The 14,463-nt window shown below is 70.6% G+C and carries 14 protein-coding genes; 2 read left to right on the forward strand and 12 right to left on the reverse strand.

The annotated features are described in order from the left end of the window. Positions 1 to 117: 117 nt before the first annotated feature. The 12 genes from ABZV42_RS09470 to ABZV42_RS09525 form a co-directional block, all read right to left on the reverse strand. Entirely contained in the window at positions 118 to 1,248 is a 1,131-nt protein-coding gene (locus ABZV42_RS09470) for a polyprenyl synthetase family protein (RefSeq protein WP_355984450.1), read from the reverse strand. Then, on the reverse strand, positions 1,245 to 2,651 hold the full coding sequence (gene hpnE / locus ABZV42_RS09475; protein WP_355984451.1) for a hydroxysqualene dehydroxylase HpnE: 1,407 nt from the start codon (positions 2,649 to 2,651) through the stop codon (positions 1,245 to 1,247). Before hpnE ends, ABZV42_RS09470 begins: the two co-directional genes overlap by 4 nt. Next, complete coding sequence (locus tag ABZV42_RS09480) at positions 2,651 to 2,803, reverse strand: DUF6380 family protein (protein ID WP_355984452.1); 153 nt, start codon at positions 2,801 to 2,803, stop codon at positions 2,651 to 2,653. Before ABZV42_RS09480 ends, hpnE begins: the two co-directional genes overlap by 1 nt. Further along, positions 2,803 to 3,753: a presqualene diphosphate synthase HpnD gene (gene hpnD, locus ABZV42_RS09485; protein WP_355984453.1), complete on the reverse strand. Its 951-nt coding sequence runs from the start codon at positions 3,751 to 3,753 to the stop codon at positions 2,803 to 2,805. Before hpnD ends, ABZV42_RS09480 begins: the two co-directional genes overlap by 1 nt. Further along, positions 3,750 to 4,652 carry a squalene synthase HpnC gene (hpnC, locus tag ABZV42_RS09490; RefSeq protein WP_355984454.1) on the reverse strand — a complete coding sequence of 301 codons (903 nt, stop codon included), beginning with the start codon at positions 4,650 to 4,652 and terminating at the stop codon, positions 3,750 to 3,752. Before hpnC ends, hpnD begins: the two co-directional genes overlap by 4 nt. A 369-nt stretch (positions 4,653 to 5,021) precedes the next feature. Continuing rightward, on the reverse strand, positions 5,022 to 5,801 hold the full coding sequence (locus tag ABZV42_RS09495; RefSeq protein ID WP_356051419.1) for an ABC transporter ATP-binding protein: 780 nt from the start codon (positions 5,799 to 5,801) through the stop codon (positions 5,022 to 5,024). Then, positions 5,794 to 6,771 (reverse strand): ABC transporter permease, encoded by a 978-nt coding sequence (locus ABZV42_RS09500; RefSeq protein WP_356051421.1) that lies wholly within the window; start codon positions 6,769 to 6,771, stop codon positions 5,794 to 5,796. The genes ABZV42_RS09495 and ABZV42_RS09500 overlap by 8 nt, the downstream gene beginning before the upstream one ends. A 46-nt stretch (positions 6,772 to 6,817) precedes the next feature. Further along, complete coding sequence (locus ABZV42_RS09505; RefSeq protein WP_355983016.1) at positions 6,818 to 7,663, reverse strand: glycosyltransferase; 846 nt, start codon at positions 7,661 to 7,663, stop codon at positions 6,818 to 6,820. 35 nt (positions 7,664 to 7,698) lie between these two features. After that, a complete protein-coding gene (locus tag ABZV42_RS09510) occupies positions 7,699 to 8,478 on the reverse strand; it encodes a CDP-alcohol phosphatidyltransferase family protein (protein WP_355982998.1) in 780 nt (259 codons plus the stop codon). Continuing rightward, the gene (locus tag ABZV42_RS09515; RefSeq protein WP_355982996.1) at positions 8,456 to 9,517 is read right to left on the reverse strand and encodes an iron-containing alcohol dehydrogenase family protein; all 1,062 of its coding nucleotides are present in this window, start codon (positions 9,515 to 9,517) and stop codon (positions 8,456 to 8,458) included. The genes ABZV42_RS09510 and ABZV42_RS09515 overlap by 23 nt, the downstream gene beginning before the upstream one ends. Further along, entirely contained in the window at positions 9,505 to 10,257 is a 753-nt protein-coding gene (locus tag ABZV42_RS09520) for a phosphocholine cytidylyltransferase family protein (protein WP_355982994.1), read from the reverse strand. The genes ABZV42_RS09515 and ABZV42_RS09520 overlap by 13 nt, the downstream gene beginning before the upstream one ends. Then, positions 10,254 to 12,050: a DUF5941 domain-containing protein gene (locus ABZV42_RS09525; protein ID WP_355983014.1), complete on the reverse strand. Its 1,797-nt coding sequence runs from the start codon at positions 12,048 to 12,050 to the stop codon at positions 10,254 to 10,256. Before ABZV42_RS09525 ends, ABZV42_RS09520 begins: the two co-directional genes overlap by 4 nt. Positions 12,051 to 12,373: 323 nt before the next feature. On the opposite strand from ABZV42_RS09525, the gene galE reads away from it, so the two are divergent. Further along, positions 12,374 to 13,354 carry a UDP-glucose 4-epimerase GalE gene (galE, locus tag ABZV42_RS09530; RefSeq protein ID WP_356051423.1) on the forward strand — a complete coding sequence of 327 codons (981 nt, stop codon included), beginning with the start codon at positions 12,374 to 12,376 and terminating at the stop codon, positions 13,352 to 13,354. Positions 13,355 to 13,489: 135 nt separating this feature from the next. Next, entirely contained in the window at positions 13,490 to 14,428 is a 939-nt protein-coding gene (locus tag ABZV42_RS09535) for a cation diffusion facilitator family transporter (protein ID WP_355982990.1), read from the forward strand. Positions 14,429 to 14,463 lie beyond the last annotated feature (35 nt).

The raw sequence follows: 14,463 nt of genomic DNA on the forward strand, positions 1-14,463 counted from the left end.
GGGTCCGCCGTCGGCCGGTGCGTTCGTTCGGATGGATATCCCCCCGCTCGAACGAGGTTCGAAGCTTGGGGAAGGCACCGGCCGGCGACTACGCGAGGTTTATTCGACCGATAACGATCATCTCTTCCGCACGACGACGAAGTCGGCCAGCGCCACGAGCTGGGCGCGTACCTGTTCGGGCATCGGTACGGCGTCCAGCGCCTCGATGGCGATCGCGTGCTGGCGACGCGCCTCCTGGGCGGTCCACTCGCGGCCGCCCGCCTCCTCGATGAGCGCGGCGCGCACGGCGAACTCCTCCTCGGAGAAGTTCTCGAAGTCGCTGGCCTTGGCGTCCTCGGCGAGCAGGTCGCCGAGCCGCTCGGAGGCGGGACCGCCCGCTGCGAGCGCGGCCACGACCGGCAGGGACTTCTTGCGCTGGCGCAGATCGCTCCAGGTCTGCTTCCCGGTGGCCTCCGGGTCGCCCCAGATGCCGAGGAGGTCGTCGACCGCCTGGAATGCGAGGCCCAGGTGGTAGCCGTAGCGCTCCAGCGTGTCGGCGGTGAGGTCGTCGGCGCCGCCGAGGACCGCGCCGATGGAGCAGGCGCAGGCGAGCAGGGCGCCGGTCTTGTTGCCCTCCATCTCCAGGCACTCCTCGACGCTGACGCGGTCGCGGTGCTCGTAGGAGATGTCCTGGGCCTGGCCGTCGATCAGGGCCCGGGTGGCGGTCGTCAGACGCCGGGTGGCCCGGCCGGCCTCGACGGTGCCGAGCTCCAGGAGGACCTCGTTGGCCAGCGCGAACAGGGCGTCGCCGACCAGGATCGCCTGGGCGGGGCCGTGCACCTTCCAGACGGTGTCGCGGTGGCGGCGCTGTTCGTCGCCGTCCATCAGGTCGTCGTGCAGCAGCGAGAAGTTGTGCACCAGCTCGACCGCGACCGCTCCGGGGACGCCCACCTCGGGGGCGGCGCCGGCGGCCTGCGCGGAGAGCACGGCGAGCGCGGGGCGTACCGCCTTGCCGCCGTCGCCGTCCGCGGGCTTGCCCTCGGCGTCGATCCAGCCGAAGTGGTAGGCGGCGACGGTGTCCATGGGCGGCGCCAGGCGGTCCACGGCCGCCTTGAGCACCGGTGTGGCCAGGGTCCGGCCGCGCTCCAGGAGCGCGGTCACGTCCACCGCGTCGGCAGCCGTTTCGGCCGGGGGCACAGTGGGCACAATCTCTCCTCTTGTTGCGGTACCGGGGGTGCGGGGACCTGCCATGCTCCGGTCGAGCTTCATGCCGCCTCCTCGAAGAGTCCGAGGAGGTGGTCGCGGGGCCGGCCCAGGGCGTCCAGCGCGGCGTCCGCCGCACCGACTCCACTGCGAACCGCACTCTCCATGGTCGCGGGCCACCCTGTGGCGGTCCACGCTCCGGCCAGGTACAGGCCGGGGGCCTTGGTACGGGCACCGGGCCGCAGCCGCCCGACGCCCGGGGCGGGGGCGAACGTCGCGGTGCGCTCCCGGGTCACGAAGAAGTCCTTGACCCCGGCGCCGCGCGCACCGGGCAGCAGCCGCTCCAGCTCCGGCAGATAACGCTCCCGGAGCACGGCGACCGGCTCGTCGATCTCGTCCTGCGCGGCCGACTGCGACAGCGCCAGATACTGCCCGTCCCTGAGCCCCGAGGACTCGGTGCGGTCGAAGACCCACTGAACCGGGGAGCCGAGCGCCGCGAAGAACGGAGCGGTGAGGACCTTGCGGTCGTAGACGACGTGGACGTTGAGGATCGGCGCGGTGCCGATGTCCAGAAGCCGCTCGGGGGCGTCGAGCGCTCCTTCGGGCAGCAGCCTGTGGGCCTCGTCCTGGGGTACGGCGAACACGACCGTGTCGGCCTCGATGCGTTCGCCGGGAACCTGAACGCTCCAGCGTCCGTTTTCGTAGCGGGAGACGGAGGTGACTCGTGTACGGATCTCGGTACGCACGCCCGCGGAGTCGAGCGCCTTGCGGGCCAGGGTGTCGTGCAGTTCGCCCAGCGGGACGCGCGCCCAGCCGATGTCGGCCGCGCCCGGGTCGGACAGCAGACCCGTCTTGAACACCATCGCGGCGAGGCCGAGCGAGGAGTCCTTGGCCACCGCGTTGAGGGTGGCGACCCCCACGAGGTCCCACAGTGCTTCGACCGCACGTTCCGACTGACCGTGCCCGGCGAGCCAGTCGCCGAAGTTCTGCGCGTCGAGTGCCGGATCGGTGAGATCCAGGCCCTTGAGCGCGAGCGCGGCACGGCCGACTCTGGCACGCTCGGCGAGGGACAGATGCTGGTACGTCGCGAGGCTGCGCGCCAGGTGCAGCGGCACGGGCAGCGCGGTGCGGCCGATTCTGCCGAGCCGTCGCCCGGAGGGCGCCTCCGCGTCGAGAACGGGCACGTCGAGACGATCCTGCAAGGGCGCGAGAGCCGTCGCGTCGACACGGTCGAGGAACCAGCGGTAGGCGGTGCAGCAGCGCAGGAAGACATGCTGTCCGTTGTCCACGGTGAGTTCGCCGCGCCGGAAGGAGAACGCGAGACCGCCGAGGCGCGGCCGGCCTTCGAGCAGCGTCACCCGGACCCCGGCATCGGCCAGCGCGAGCGCGGCGGTGATGCCGGCGAGCCCGCCACCGATCACCACGGCGCCGGCCCGGCCGGAGTCGTCCGTGGACTCACCCTCGCTCATCACGCACCCTCCCCTGCGGCATCGCCGTGGTGGTCGAACGATCCACGGCAAGCCGTTGAAGTCAGGGACGCCACCCGGCGCCGGAGGGTTGCCTGCCACTTCCCGCCGGCCGTATCACCACCGCCCGTTCCGCCCATCGGACACGCGTCCATCAGACACGCCTCCGGACCGTACGGCGGGAGACGTGCCGGGCGTCGAGGCCGGAGAGGCCGCGCACGGCGACGTACGCCTTCTCGCGTCCCGGCAGGGACACCCGGCCGCGCAGCACGGCCTCCGGCTCGCGCTCGATCCGGTCGAGCAGACGCCGGTAGATCCCCGCCATCGCCGCGACACAGGCGCCGCTGCGCCGGTCCAGCATTGGCAGCAGCCGGTAGCCCTCCGCGAAGAGGGCACGGGCGCGCCGTACCTCGAAGTGCACGAGGCCCGCGAAATCGGAGCCCTGCGGCGGAGTCGGTCCGTCGAACCCGGCCGAGCAGCCGAACTTGGCCAGGTCGTCGGCGGGCAGATAGGTGCGCCCGCCCTCGGCGTCCTCCCGGACGTCCCGCAGGATGTTGGTGAGCTGGAGCGCGAGCCCGAGCGTGTCGGCGTACTCCGGCGCGCGCTCGGCGCCACGCGCCCCGGGCTCGGTGCCGAAGACCCCGAGCGAGAGCCGCCCGATGGCTCCTGCCACGCACCGGCAGTACACCTTCAGGTCGTCCCAGGTCTCGTACGTCTCACCGCGCACGTCCATCAGCACACCGTCGATGAGCTCGTCCAGGCCCCCGAGGGGCACCGGGAAGTACTCGGCGGTGTGGCTGAGGGCGACCGCGACCGGGTCGGTGTCGTCCTCGGCGACGTCGCCCGCGCGGACACGGGCGAGCAGCGCCCGGGTCTCCTCCAGGCGCACCGACTTCACCTCCGGCGCCAGCGTGCCGTCGCCGATGTCGTCGACGCGCCGGGAGAACGCGTAGAGCGCCGACATCGCACGCCGCTTGGACGTCGGCAGCAGCCTGATGCCGTACGCGAAATTACGGGCCTGCTGACCGGTCACCGCCTCGCAGTAGCTGTACGCGGCGAGTACCGGTGCGGACACGTGCTGTTCCGACTCCACGGTCCGGATCACCCCTCTCCTCGCAGAGTCACTCCCACCTCGCGCAGCAGCTGGAGCTTGCCGGGCTTGGGCGGGCCGGGAAGTACGTCGTATTCGGCGGCGGCGATCGCGCGGATCGCCGCCTTTCCCCCTGCCACGAACCCCGCGAGCAGCAGTTTCAGCCTGCCGTGGACGCTACCCACGAGGGGGGTGCCTTCATTCAGGAGGTTCAAGGCTCGTTCTGCTTCGTATGCAACCAGTGCTCGCACCGATGCGCCTGCTGTGCGGACGGCAAGATCCGCTTCGACGACGTGAAAGCGCTTCATGTCCTCGGCGGGCAGGTAGACGCGGTCGCGGCCGAGGTCCTCGGCCACGTCCTGGAGATGCTCCACGATCTGGAGGCCCGTGCACACCGCGTCGGAGCGGCGGACCCGCTCGGGCGTGGACGTTCCGGTGACGGAGAGGACCAGGCGGCCGACGGGATTCGCGGACAGTTCGCAGTAGGCGAGCAGATCGTCGTAGGTCTCGTAACGCTTGACGAGCTGGTCCTGGCGGTTGGCCGCGATCAGGCCGAGAAAGGGCTCGGGGGTCAGATCCGCGCGGCGGACCGTGGGCATGAGCCGGCGCAGCAGGGGGTGGCGCGGGGCCGAGTCGAACACCCGGTGAAGATCGGCTTCGAGTGCGTCGAGGAGGACGAGACGGTCGTCGGCGTCCGCGTCGGCCACGCCGAGGAGCCGAGCGTCGGTACCACCGGGGGTGAGGTCGCCGTCACCGATGTCGTCCACGAGACGGGCGAAGCCGTACACGGCCATCAGGTCGTCGCGCCAGGCCCTGGGCAGGAAGAACGGGGCCACGGGAAAGTTCTCGTCCGCGGCCTTGTCGAGGGTGCCTCGCACCGGATCGCCGGTGCGGGCCGTCCCGGCTTCGGTCACCGCTCGCCGCCCGGCGCGAGGACGGCACACGCATCGCGGAGCTGGAGAGTCACCGTAGCCATTGCCGTCACACCTCCCGTTCTACACTGCCGACCCAACACTGCCCATTTCGGACACGCCGCCCGGAAATCCGCTCGGCGTGACGGTGCCGGGTGTCGCGTATTATCGCCCTACTTGACGCGATTCAGCACCGGTACAGCTTACGTTGTACAACGCGCCACACTCCGCCGGGGTGTCCTGCACATCACAACAACACACCGATTGGCGTCAAGATTCCTCTTGCTGACGGGAGTTGGCGTTTCCCTTGCAGACGCAGGGCCCCGCCGGAGAGTTCCGGCGGGGCCCGGGTCCTGTCGTGGGCGAAACGGGCTACTTGCCCGTGAACTTCTCGTACTCCTTGAGGACGTCCTCGGTCAGGCCGTCCATGCGCAGCTCGCCGCGCTCCAGCCACAGCACGCGGTCGCAGGTGTCGCGGATGGACTTGTTGTTGTGGCTGACCAGGAACACCGTGCCCGCGCTCTTGCGCAGCTCGCGGATGCGGGCCTCGGACCGCTTCTGGAAGGAGCGGTCACCGGTGGCGAGGGCCTCGTCGATCATCAGGACGTCGTGGTCCTTGGCCGCGGCGATGGAGAACCGCAGCCGGGCCGCCATGCCCGAGGAGTAGGTCCGCATCGGCAGGGTGATGAAGTCGCCCTTCTCGTTGATGCCCGAGAAGTCGACGATCTCCTGGTAGCGCTCCCTGACCTGCTCGCGGGACATGCCCATGGCGAGGCCGCCCAGGATGACGTTCCGCTCGCCGGTCAGGTCGTTCATCAGGGCCGCGTTCACGCCGAGCAGCGAGGGCTGGCCGTCGGTGTAGACCTTGCCCTTCTCCGCGGGGAGCAGGCCGGCGATGGCCCGCAGCAGCGTGGACTTGCCGGAACCGTTCGAGCCGATCAGGCCGATGGCCTCGCCCCGGTACGCGGTGAAGGAGACACCCTTGACGGCGTGCACCTTGCGCACACCACGCTCCTCGCCGCGCTTGAGGATGCGGCTGAGGGCGGAGGTGGCGCTGCCCTTGCCGGTCTTGGCGCCGTTCACGCGGTAGACGATGTGCAGTTCGTCCGCGATGACGGTCGGGATGTGCGACCTCTTCTCGAGCTCAGCCACGGCCGTACCTCTCCTCAGCCTTCCAGAAGTAGACGAAACCGCCGACGGCCGTGGTCACGGCCCAGAAGACGGCGATGGCCCACACGTGCGGCGGCAGGTGGGAGGCCCCGTAGCCGTCGATGAGGGCGAAACGCATCAGGTCCATGTAGACGGCGGCCGGGTTCGCCTGGAGCACCCGGGCGATCCACTCGGGCCGGCCGGCCAGCATGGTGCTGATGGAGAACATGACACCGGAGGCGTACATCCAGGTGCGCAGGAGGAACGGCATGAGCTGGGCGAGGTCGGGCGTCTTGGAGCCCATCCGCGCCACGATCAGCGCGAGGCCGGTGTTGAACAGGAACTGGAGGAACAGCACCGGGACGATCAGCAGCCAGGACATGCCCGGGTAGCTGCCGAAGCCGATCGCCACGACGAACAGCACGATCATCGAGAAGAGCAGCTGCTGGAGCTGCTGGAGGGCGAACGAGACGGGCAGCGAGGCGCGCGGGAAGTGCAGGGCGCGCACCAGTCCCAGGTTGCCCGAGATCGCCCGGACACCGGCCATGATCGAGCTCTGCGTGAAGGTGAAGACGAAGACGCCCGTCACCAGGAACGGGATGTACACGTCGTGCGACATCCCGCGGTCGGCCTTCAGGATCAGGCCGAAGATGAAGTAGTAGACGGCCGCGTTCAGCAGCGGCGTCGCCACCTGCCAGAGCTGGCCGAGTTTGGCCTGGCTGTACTGGGCGGTGAGCTTGGCCTGTGAGAAGGCGAGGATGAAGTGCCGTCGGCCCCACAGCTGGCGAACGTACTGGACCAGTCCGGGACGGGCGCCGCTGACCGCGAGGCCGTACCTGGCTGCCAGGTCGGCCGCGGACAGCCCGTCGTCGGGCGAGGGTCGGTCGCTCACCGCGATGCCGCCGTCATGCGTCGTACTCACAAGGGGAAACTTTCGTCTTCGAGAGGCGCACGGCCGGCCGGGCGCCGGCATGAGCCGGGGCCCGGGTTGTGCCCGGGTGCTCTCAGGATCGAGCTTGTCAGATGACCGGGGGCCGGCCCAGTCGGGTCAGCCGCCACACCGTGCGCCACCTCATGGGGCGCCTCGGTCCGCACGGACTCCTCCAGCCTTCCCGGAATCCGCCGAACCAGGCTCGCAGCGCGGCCCGCGAGGGACGGCGCAGCAACGTCAGGAGCATCCAGACGCCGAGGTAGACCGGGACGAGTGGCGCGGGAAGGTTCCGGCGAGCGAGCCAGACGCGGTTGCGGGCCACCATCCGGTGGTACACCGCGTGCCGTGACGGGGCGGTCGTCGGGTGGTTCAGCACCATGTCGGAGCGGTAGTCGATCATCCAGCCGGCGTCGAGGGCCCGCCAGGCCAGGTCGGTCTCCTCATGGGCGTAGAAGAAGGCGTCCGGGAGCCCGCCGACCTCGGCCAGGACCTTCGTGCGGACCGCGTTGGCGCCGCCGAGGAACGTGGTGACGCGCGAGGAGCGCATCGGGTCGGCGGCGCGCAGCCTCGGGACATGGCGGCGCTGGGTCTCGCCGGTCTCGGGGTCGGCTATGCGGAAGCTGATGATGCCGAGCCGGGGGTCGTCGGCGAAGGCCCGGCGGCACAGTTCGGCCGTGTCGTGGCGGGCCAGCAGGCCGTCGTCGTCCAGGAAGAGCAGGACGTCCACGTCGGTGCCGCCGGGGCCGAAGGCCTCGATGCCCACGTTGCGGCCGCCGGGGATGCCGAGGTTCTCCGGCAGCTCGACCGTCCGGACACCCGCGGGGACGTCCGGGACGGGCGAGCCGTTGCCGACCACGACCACCTCGACGCGGTCGCCGTCCTGCTTGGCGACGGAGTCGAGGAGCGCCCTGAGCTCGTCGGGGCGGTTGCCCATGGTGATGATCACCGCGCCGACCTTCGTCGCCGTACTCACTTGAGCCTGCTCGAAGCGAGGATGGACACCAGGTGCAGCACGGTCTGGAGGAGCGCGATGCCGGCGAGCACGGCGGTGCCGAGCCGGGTGAAGAACAGGTCGCCCCTGATCTGGTCCGCGACGGCGAGGAGGAGGATCAGCAGGGACGCCTCGATGCCGAGGATCAGCCGGTGGAACTTCAGCGCGGCGGCGGCCCTGCGGGCCAGCGCCACACCGGAGGACCGGGGCTCGGACGCGGACTCCTGGACCGGAGCGAGCCCGGTCTGGTGGCGGGCGACGCCGACGAGGTCGGTCTCCGCCTTGACCAGGATCGCGCCGAGGGCGGCCAGTGTGCCGAGGAAGGCCCACAGCCAGTCGATACGTCCGGTGCCCCACAGGTCGGCGGCGCGCAGGCCGAGGCCGACGAGCACGGCCGCGTCGGTGAGATAGGCGCCGACGCGGTCGAGGTAGACCCCGCCGAGCGAGTACTGCTTCTTCCAGCGCGCTATCTCGCCGTCGACGCAGTCGAGCAGCAGATAGAGCTGGACCATCACCACGCCGAGCACCGCGCCCGCGATCCCCGGCACCAGAAGGGCGGGGGCCGCGAGCACGCCGCAGAGGGTCATCAGGTACGTGAGCTGGTTGGGCGTGATCCTGGTGTTCACCAGGTAGCGGTCGCAGCGCAGCGAGATCTCTCGCATGTACAGGCGTCCCGCCCAGTGCTCACCGCTGCGCCGGTCCTTCACCCCTGGGGGATGAACGACGGGGCGGAGTTCAGCTACCGATGGCCTTGGCATAGTCGGAGTAGGTGTCCTTGATCTGGTGGGTTTTCAGGTCGAGGTGCTCGAGGATCGTGTAGCGCCCGGGCCGGGTCTGCGGAGCGAACTCCACGACCTGGACGAACTCGTCCACGGTGAAGCCGATCTCCTCGGGCAGCACCGGCAGTCCGTGCCGGCGCAGTACCTCGGCCATGTGTGCCGCCTCCTCGTGGGCTCCGCGCAGATGCATCGCGAAGGCCGCGCCCAGTCCGCACTGCTCGCCGTGGCTCGCGGCGCGCTGGGGGAAGAGGAGGTCGAAGGCGTGGTTGATCTCGTGGCAGGAGCCCGAGGCGGGCCGGGAGTCGCCGGAGATCGACATCGAGATGCCGGTCAGGACCAGCGCCTCGGCCAGGACCTGGAGGAAGTCGTTGTCTCCGACACCGCCGGGGTGCCGGAGCACCGCCTCGCCCGCCTGGCGTGCCATCGCGGCGGCCAGGCCGTCGATCTTCTCGCCTTTGACGCGGTTGGCCAGCTCCCAGTCCGCGATCGCGTTGATGTTGGACACCGCGTCGCCGATGCCGGACCGGACGAACCTGATCGGCGCCTCACGGATCACGTCGAGGTCGATGACGACCGCGATGGGGTTCGGCACTCCGTAGGAGCCGCGGCCCGCGTCGTTGTCCAGGGTGGCGACCGGCGAGCACAGTCCGTCGTGCGCGAGGTTGGTCGGGACGGCGACGAGCGGCAGACCGACCCGTGCCGCGGCGAACTTCGCGCAGTCGATGATCTTGCCGCCGCCCAGGCCCACGACAGCGTCGAAGTGCCCGGACCGCATCTCGTCGGCCAGCCGGATGGCGTCGTCGAGCGTGCCGCCGCCGACCTCGTACCAGGTGGCTCCGGGCAGCGCCGGGGCGAGCCGGTCGCGCAGCCGCGCGCCCGACCCGTTGCTGACCGCGACGGCCAGCTTGCCCGAGTGCGAGATGCGCTCGTCGCTGAGCACGCTCGCCAGGTCGTCCAGGGCACCGGGACGGATGTCGACGACGACCGGCGAGGGGATGAGCCTCGTCAGTACTGGCACGCGATCTCACGTCCCTTGGCCAGGTCGTCGTGGTTGTCGATCTCGACCCACTTGACATCACCGATCGGCGCGACGTCGATCCGGAAGCCGCGGTTGACGAGCTCCTGGTAGCCGTGCTCGTAGAACTGCTGCGGGTCGGTCTCCCACACCGTCTTCAGGGCGTCGGCCAGCTCGTCGGCGGCGGCGCCCTCGATGAGGGTCACACCGATGTACTCGCCGGTGGCCTCGGACGGCTCCATGAGCTTGGTGATCTTCTGGACACCCTTCTCGGGGTCCACGACGACCTTCATCTCCTCGTCGGCGAGCTTCTTCACCGTGTCGAGGGCGAGGATGATCTTCTTGCCGTCGCCGCGGGCGGCGAGCAGCGTCCGCTCGACGGAGACCGGGTGCACGGTGTCGCCGTTGGCGAGGATCACGCCGTCCTTGAGGGCGTCACGTCCGCACCACAGGGAGTAGGCGTTGTTCCACTCCTCGGCCTTGTCGTTGTCGATCAGCGTGATCTTGAGGCCGTACTTCGCCTCGAGGGCCGCCTTGCGGTCGTAGACGGCTTCCTTGCGGTAGCCGACGATGATGCCGACCTCGGTCAGACCGATCTCGGCGAAGTTGCCGAGGGTCAGGTCCAGGACCGTGATGGAGTCCTCCATGCCTGCGGGGCCCACCGGCACCAGAGCCTTCGGGAGGCTGTCGGTGTAAGGGCGCAGTCGCCGGCCGGCGCCGGCCGCCAGCACGAGGCCGATCATGGGGTTTCTCCTTCATCGTGTACGGCGGGGGCCCCGGAGGACACCCAGAAGCGGATGCTCTCGAAGAGCACCAGCAGGGCAACGGCCACGGCGAGTGCCGTGAGCGCGACCTTGAACTGTGAGGCGGTGAGCAGCGCGGCCAGGACGGTGACCAGCAGCGTCCTGCCTTCGTGCCCGCCGATCGCCCGCACCAGCCAGTGCGGGGAGGCTCCGGCGTTTCCGCGAATGCGGTACACCGTGTCGTAGTGATGGTAGGCGACGGCGGCCACCAGGCAGAAAGCCGCCGGAAGCACTCCGTTCATACCGGCGTTGACCGCCAGTGCCAGAACGGTGAGGTACTCGGCCGCGCGGAAGAACGGCGGGACCAGCCAGTCCAGGGCGCCCATGAGGGGCCTGAGCAGGGCGGCGGGCGACAGCAGGACGTAGACGACGGCACCGAGCACGGGCAGCCAGCTGCCGTACGGGGCGAGTGCGGCGGATGTCACGACGACCGCGCCCGCGACGAAGGCGACGACGGCCGGAGCGACGCGCGCGAGCCGGCCCGTGCAGCGGGTCAGGTACTCGGCGAGCGCACCGGAGTCGGTGAGGTCCACCAGTGCCTGCGCGGCGCGGTCCGTCCGGCGCGCCTTGCGGGTGAGCGAGCGCAGCACCCGGCCGGCCGTGGTGTAGGTGGCCGCGAAGGCACAGCCCCCGAGCAGCGCGTAGAAAGTGATACGAGGGGTCGTCAGCGCTGTGAGTACGGCGATCATCGCCCATCGTTCGCCGATGGGCAGGACTATCATCCGGCGCACCCAGACCGTCCAGCCGACGCTGTCGAGCTTGTCCGAGAGGGCGGCGGTGGGGCTGGTGTTGGCCGTGGCGTCGTGGTTCGCCTCGTTGAACGAGAAGTCCACGACATGCCGGCAGGTCTGGAGGATCATCGCGCCGAGCGCGAGCGCCCACACGTCGTCGCCGCCGCGGGCCGCTCCGAGCGCGAGTCCCGCGTAGTACGCGTACTCCTTGGCGCGGTCGAAGGTCGCGTCCAGCCAGGCGCCGAGCGTCGAGTACTGGAGTGAGTAGCGGGCCAGCTGCCCGTCCGTGCAGTCCAGGACGAAGGAGCAGAGCAGCAGCAGACCGGCGGCGACGAAGCCGACCCGGGTACCGGTGGCGGCGCAGGCCGCGGCGATCAGCGCGGTGATCAGCGACGCGGTGGTGACCTGGTTCGGGGTCAGGCCGCGGCGCGCGCACCAGCGGGCGATGTAGCGCGAGTACGGGCTGATGCAGTACGTGGTGAAGAAGCCGTCACGGGCCTTGACGGCGCCGCGCAGCCGTACGGCCTCGTCGTCGACGGCCAGGACGGCCTGCCGGACACCATTGCGCTCCTGCGGATCGGCGGGGACCTCGGCGACGAGGGTGCCGAGTTCCGGACGGTGGACGGAGAGGTCTTCCGCCTCCAGGGCCTCACCGAGACGCTCGGCGAGGTTCTCCGGGGCCACGGCGCCGTTGCCCGCGGCCACGGTCTCGCGGGTCACGGCGCGGGCCAGGGCCCGCCGGGCCTCGGGCTGCACGGACACGGCGCCGGGAAGGGCGGAGGCCGCGAATCGGGGGTCGGTCAGGCCGAGACGCAGGGCGTGCACATGCCCGACGAAGCGGGCGTCCACGACGGCGACGCGCTGGTTCGCCGGCACGGCGGCGAGCTGGGCCTCCGTCTCGCCCGCGTCGGACGCGAGACGCACGTCGAAGCCGAGCGACCGCAGATCGCCTTCGAGCGACGATCCGGGGACCGGCTGGCCGGTGAGGATGGCGGTCGGCAGCGAACTCACTCCCTGGGGTACCGGCGCGGCCTCGCGTCCGGCGTGTGCGTGAATGGGATGGGCCCCCGGCTCATGGCGGCGGCCCCGGCGGCATGTCGGCAGAGGCTATCGGATGAACGGAAGCGGGCGTTCACCAGGCGTTCACGGTCCGATCAACCGATTTTGTCCAGCGGGTGCCGCGATCATCATCAGGGATTCCGGGCCGGCGTCACAAGCGCCGCTTCGCGGACCGGCACATTCCCGGCACGGCGTGCCGCACCCGGTCCTCCCACGAAAGCGGGGCACACCGGACCCGGCCGCGCACCCGCATAGGGTGGTCGTCCATGACATGGCTGATCACAGGCGGGGCCGGATACATCGGGGCACACGTGGCGCGGGCGATGACGGAGGCCGGGGAGCGCGTCGTCGCCCTCGACGACCTGTCGTCCGGGGTACCCGACCGGCTTCCCGGGAGCATTCCCCTCGTCCAGGGGTCGTCACTGGACGGTGATCTGCTCAAGCGGGTCCTGGCGGAGCACGGGATCACGGGTGTGGTTCACCTCGCCGCCCGCAAGCAGGTCGGCGAGTCCGTGGCCGAGCCGACGCGCTACTACCGGGAGAACGTGGGCGGCCTCGCGACGCTTCTGGAGGCGGTGGCGGAGGCGGGCGTCAGGCGGTTCGTCTTCTCCTCGTCGGCGGCCGTCTACGGCAACCCCGATGTCGACCTCATCACGGAGGGCACCCCCTGTGCCCCGATGAGCCCGTACGGCGAGACGAAGCTCGCCGGAGAGTGGCTGGTGCGGGCGGCGGGCCGGGCGCACGGGATCGCCACGGTGTGCCTGCGCTACTTCAACGTGGCGGGCGCGGCCGCGCCGGAACTCGCCGACACCGGGATCTTCAACATCGTCCCGATGGTGTTCGACCGCCTCACCCGCGGCGAGGCCCCGCGGATCTTCGGCGACGACTACCCGACGCCCGACGGCACCTGCGTACGCGACTACATCCATGTCGCCGACCTCGCCGAGGCCCATCTCGCGGCGGCCCGGCGGCTGACGGACGGGGCGACCGGAGATCTGACGGTGAACATCGGCCGGGGCGAAGGTGTCTCCGTACGGGAGCTCGTGACGCTCATCGCCGAGGTCACCAAAAACCCCGTACGGCCCCTCGTCGAACCGCGCCGCCCGGGCGATGCCCCCCGCGCGGTCGCCTCGGCCGCTCTGGCCGCCGACGAGCTGGGCTGGAGCGCGCGACGAGAAGTGCGCGAGATGGTGGACTCGGCCTGGCGGGGCTGGCTGCTGCACCACCCGGGGACCACCGGCGCCTGAACGCGCCGACGCTCTGACCTGCGGATCGTTTCCGCAGGTCAGAGCACATGACAACGGTGTTCAGTGCCGCGTTGCCCGATACCCCCCGCCCGTAGTTGACTGGCACGACCGAGCGGAACACAGGAGGCGGCTTCCATGGGGGCTGGGCACGACCACGGGCACGCGCACGGCGCTCCCCCGGCCGGTACGGCGACGGCCGCGTACCGAGGGCGGCTGCGCGTCGCGCTGGCGATCACGCTCACCGTCATGGTCGCCGAGATCTTCGGCGGTCTCCTCGCCGACTCGCTCGCGCTCGTCGCGGACGCGGCCCACATGGCGACGGACGCGCTGGGCCTGGGCATGGCCCTGCTCGCGATCCACTTCGCGGCGCGCCCTCCGAGCGAGAACCGCACCTTCGGCTACGCGCGGGCCGAGATCCTCGCCGCGCTCGCCAACTGTCTGCTGCTGCTCGTCGTCGGCGGCTACGTGCTCGTCGAGGCGATCCAGCGCTTCATCACGCCCGCGGACACCCACGGCGGACTGACGATCGCGTTCGGTGTGTTCGGTCTGGTCGCCAACATGGTCTCGCTGACGCTGCTCATGCGCGGGCAGAAGGACAGCCTGAACGTGCGCGGGGCCTTCCTGGAGGTAGCGGCCGACGCGCTGGGCTCGGTGGCGGTCATCGTCGCCGCCGTGGTGATCATGACCACCGGCTGGCAGGCCGCGGACCCGATCGCCTCGATCGCCATCGCGCTGATGATCGTCCCGCGTACCTGGAAACTGCTCCAGGAGACGCTCGAGGTGCTCCTGGAGGCGGCGCCCAAGGGGGTCGACATGGCGGAGGTGCGTGCCCACATCCTGGCGCTCGACGGGGTCGAGGAAGTCCACGACCTGCACGCCTGGACCATCACCTCCGGCATGCCGGTGCTCTCCGCGCACGTGGTCGTCAGCACCGACGTCCTGAACGCGATCGGCCACGAGAAGATCCTGCACGAGCTCCAGGGCTGTCTGGGCATCCACTTCGACGTCGAGCACTGCACCTTCCAGCTGGAGCCGAGCGGACACGCGGAGCACGAGGCGAAGCTCTGCCACTGAGGCGGCGAGGCTCCGGACTGGGCGGGCCGGACCGG

The sequence above is a fragment of the Streptomyces sp. NPDC005281 genome (genome assembly GCF_040607495.1).
GTDB lineage: Bacteria > Actinomycetota > Actinomycetes > Streptomycetales > Streptomycetaceae > Streptomyces.

Excerpts from the sequence above, each read along its gene's own strand:
- ABZV42_RS09520 (WP_355982994.1), bottom strand. The coding sequence starts at position 10,257 with ATGATCGGCCTCGTGCTGGCGGCCGGCGCCGGCCGGCGACTGCGCCCT.
- ABZV42_RS09505 (WP_355983016.1), bottom strand. The coding sequence starts at position 7,663 with ATGGGCAACCGCCCCGACGAGCTCAGGGCGCTCCTCGACTCCGTCGCC.
- galE (WP_356051423.1), top strand. The coding sequence starts at position 12,374 with ATGACATGGCTGATCACAGGCGGGGCCGGATACATCGGGGCACACGTG.
- ABZV42_RS09535 (WP_355982990.1), top strand. The coding sequence starts at position 13,490 with ATGGGGGCTGGGCACGACCACGGGCACGCGCACGGCGCTCCCCCGGCC.
- hpnE (WP_355984451.1), bottom strand. The coding sequence starts at position 2,651 with ATGAGCGAGGGTGAGTCCACGGACGACTCCGGCCGGGCCGGCGCCGTG.
- ABZV42_RS09510 (WP_355982998.1), bottom strand. The coding sequence starts at position 8,478 with ATGCCAAGGCCATCGGTAGCTGAACTCCGCCCCGTCGTTCATCCCCCA.
- ABZV42_RS09500 (WP_356051421.1), bottom strand. The coding sequence starts at position 6,771 with ATGCCGGCGCCCGGCCGGCCGTGCGCCTCTCGAAGACGAAAGTTTCCC.
- ABZV42_RS09480 (WP_355984452.1), bottom strand. The coding sequence starts at position 2,803 with ATGGACGCGTGTCCGATGGGCGGAACGGGCGGTGGTGATACGGCCGGC.
- ABZV42_RS09470 (WP_355984450.1), bottom strand. The coding sequence starts at position 1,248 with ATGAAGCTCGACCGGAGCATGGCAGGTCCCCGCACCCCCGGTACCGCA.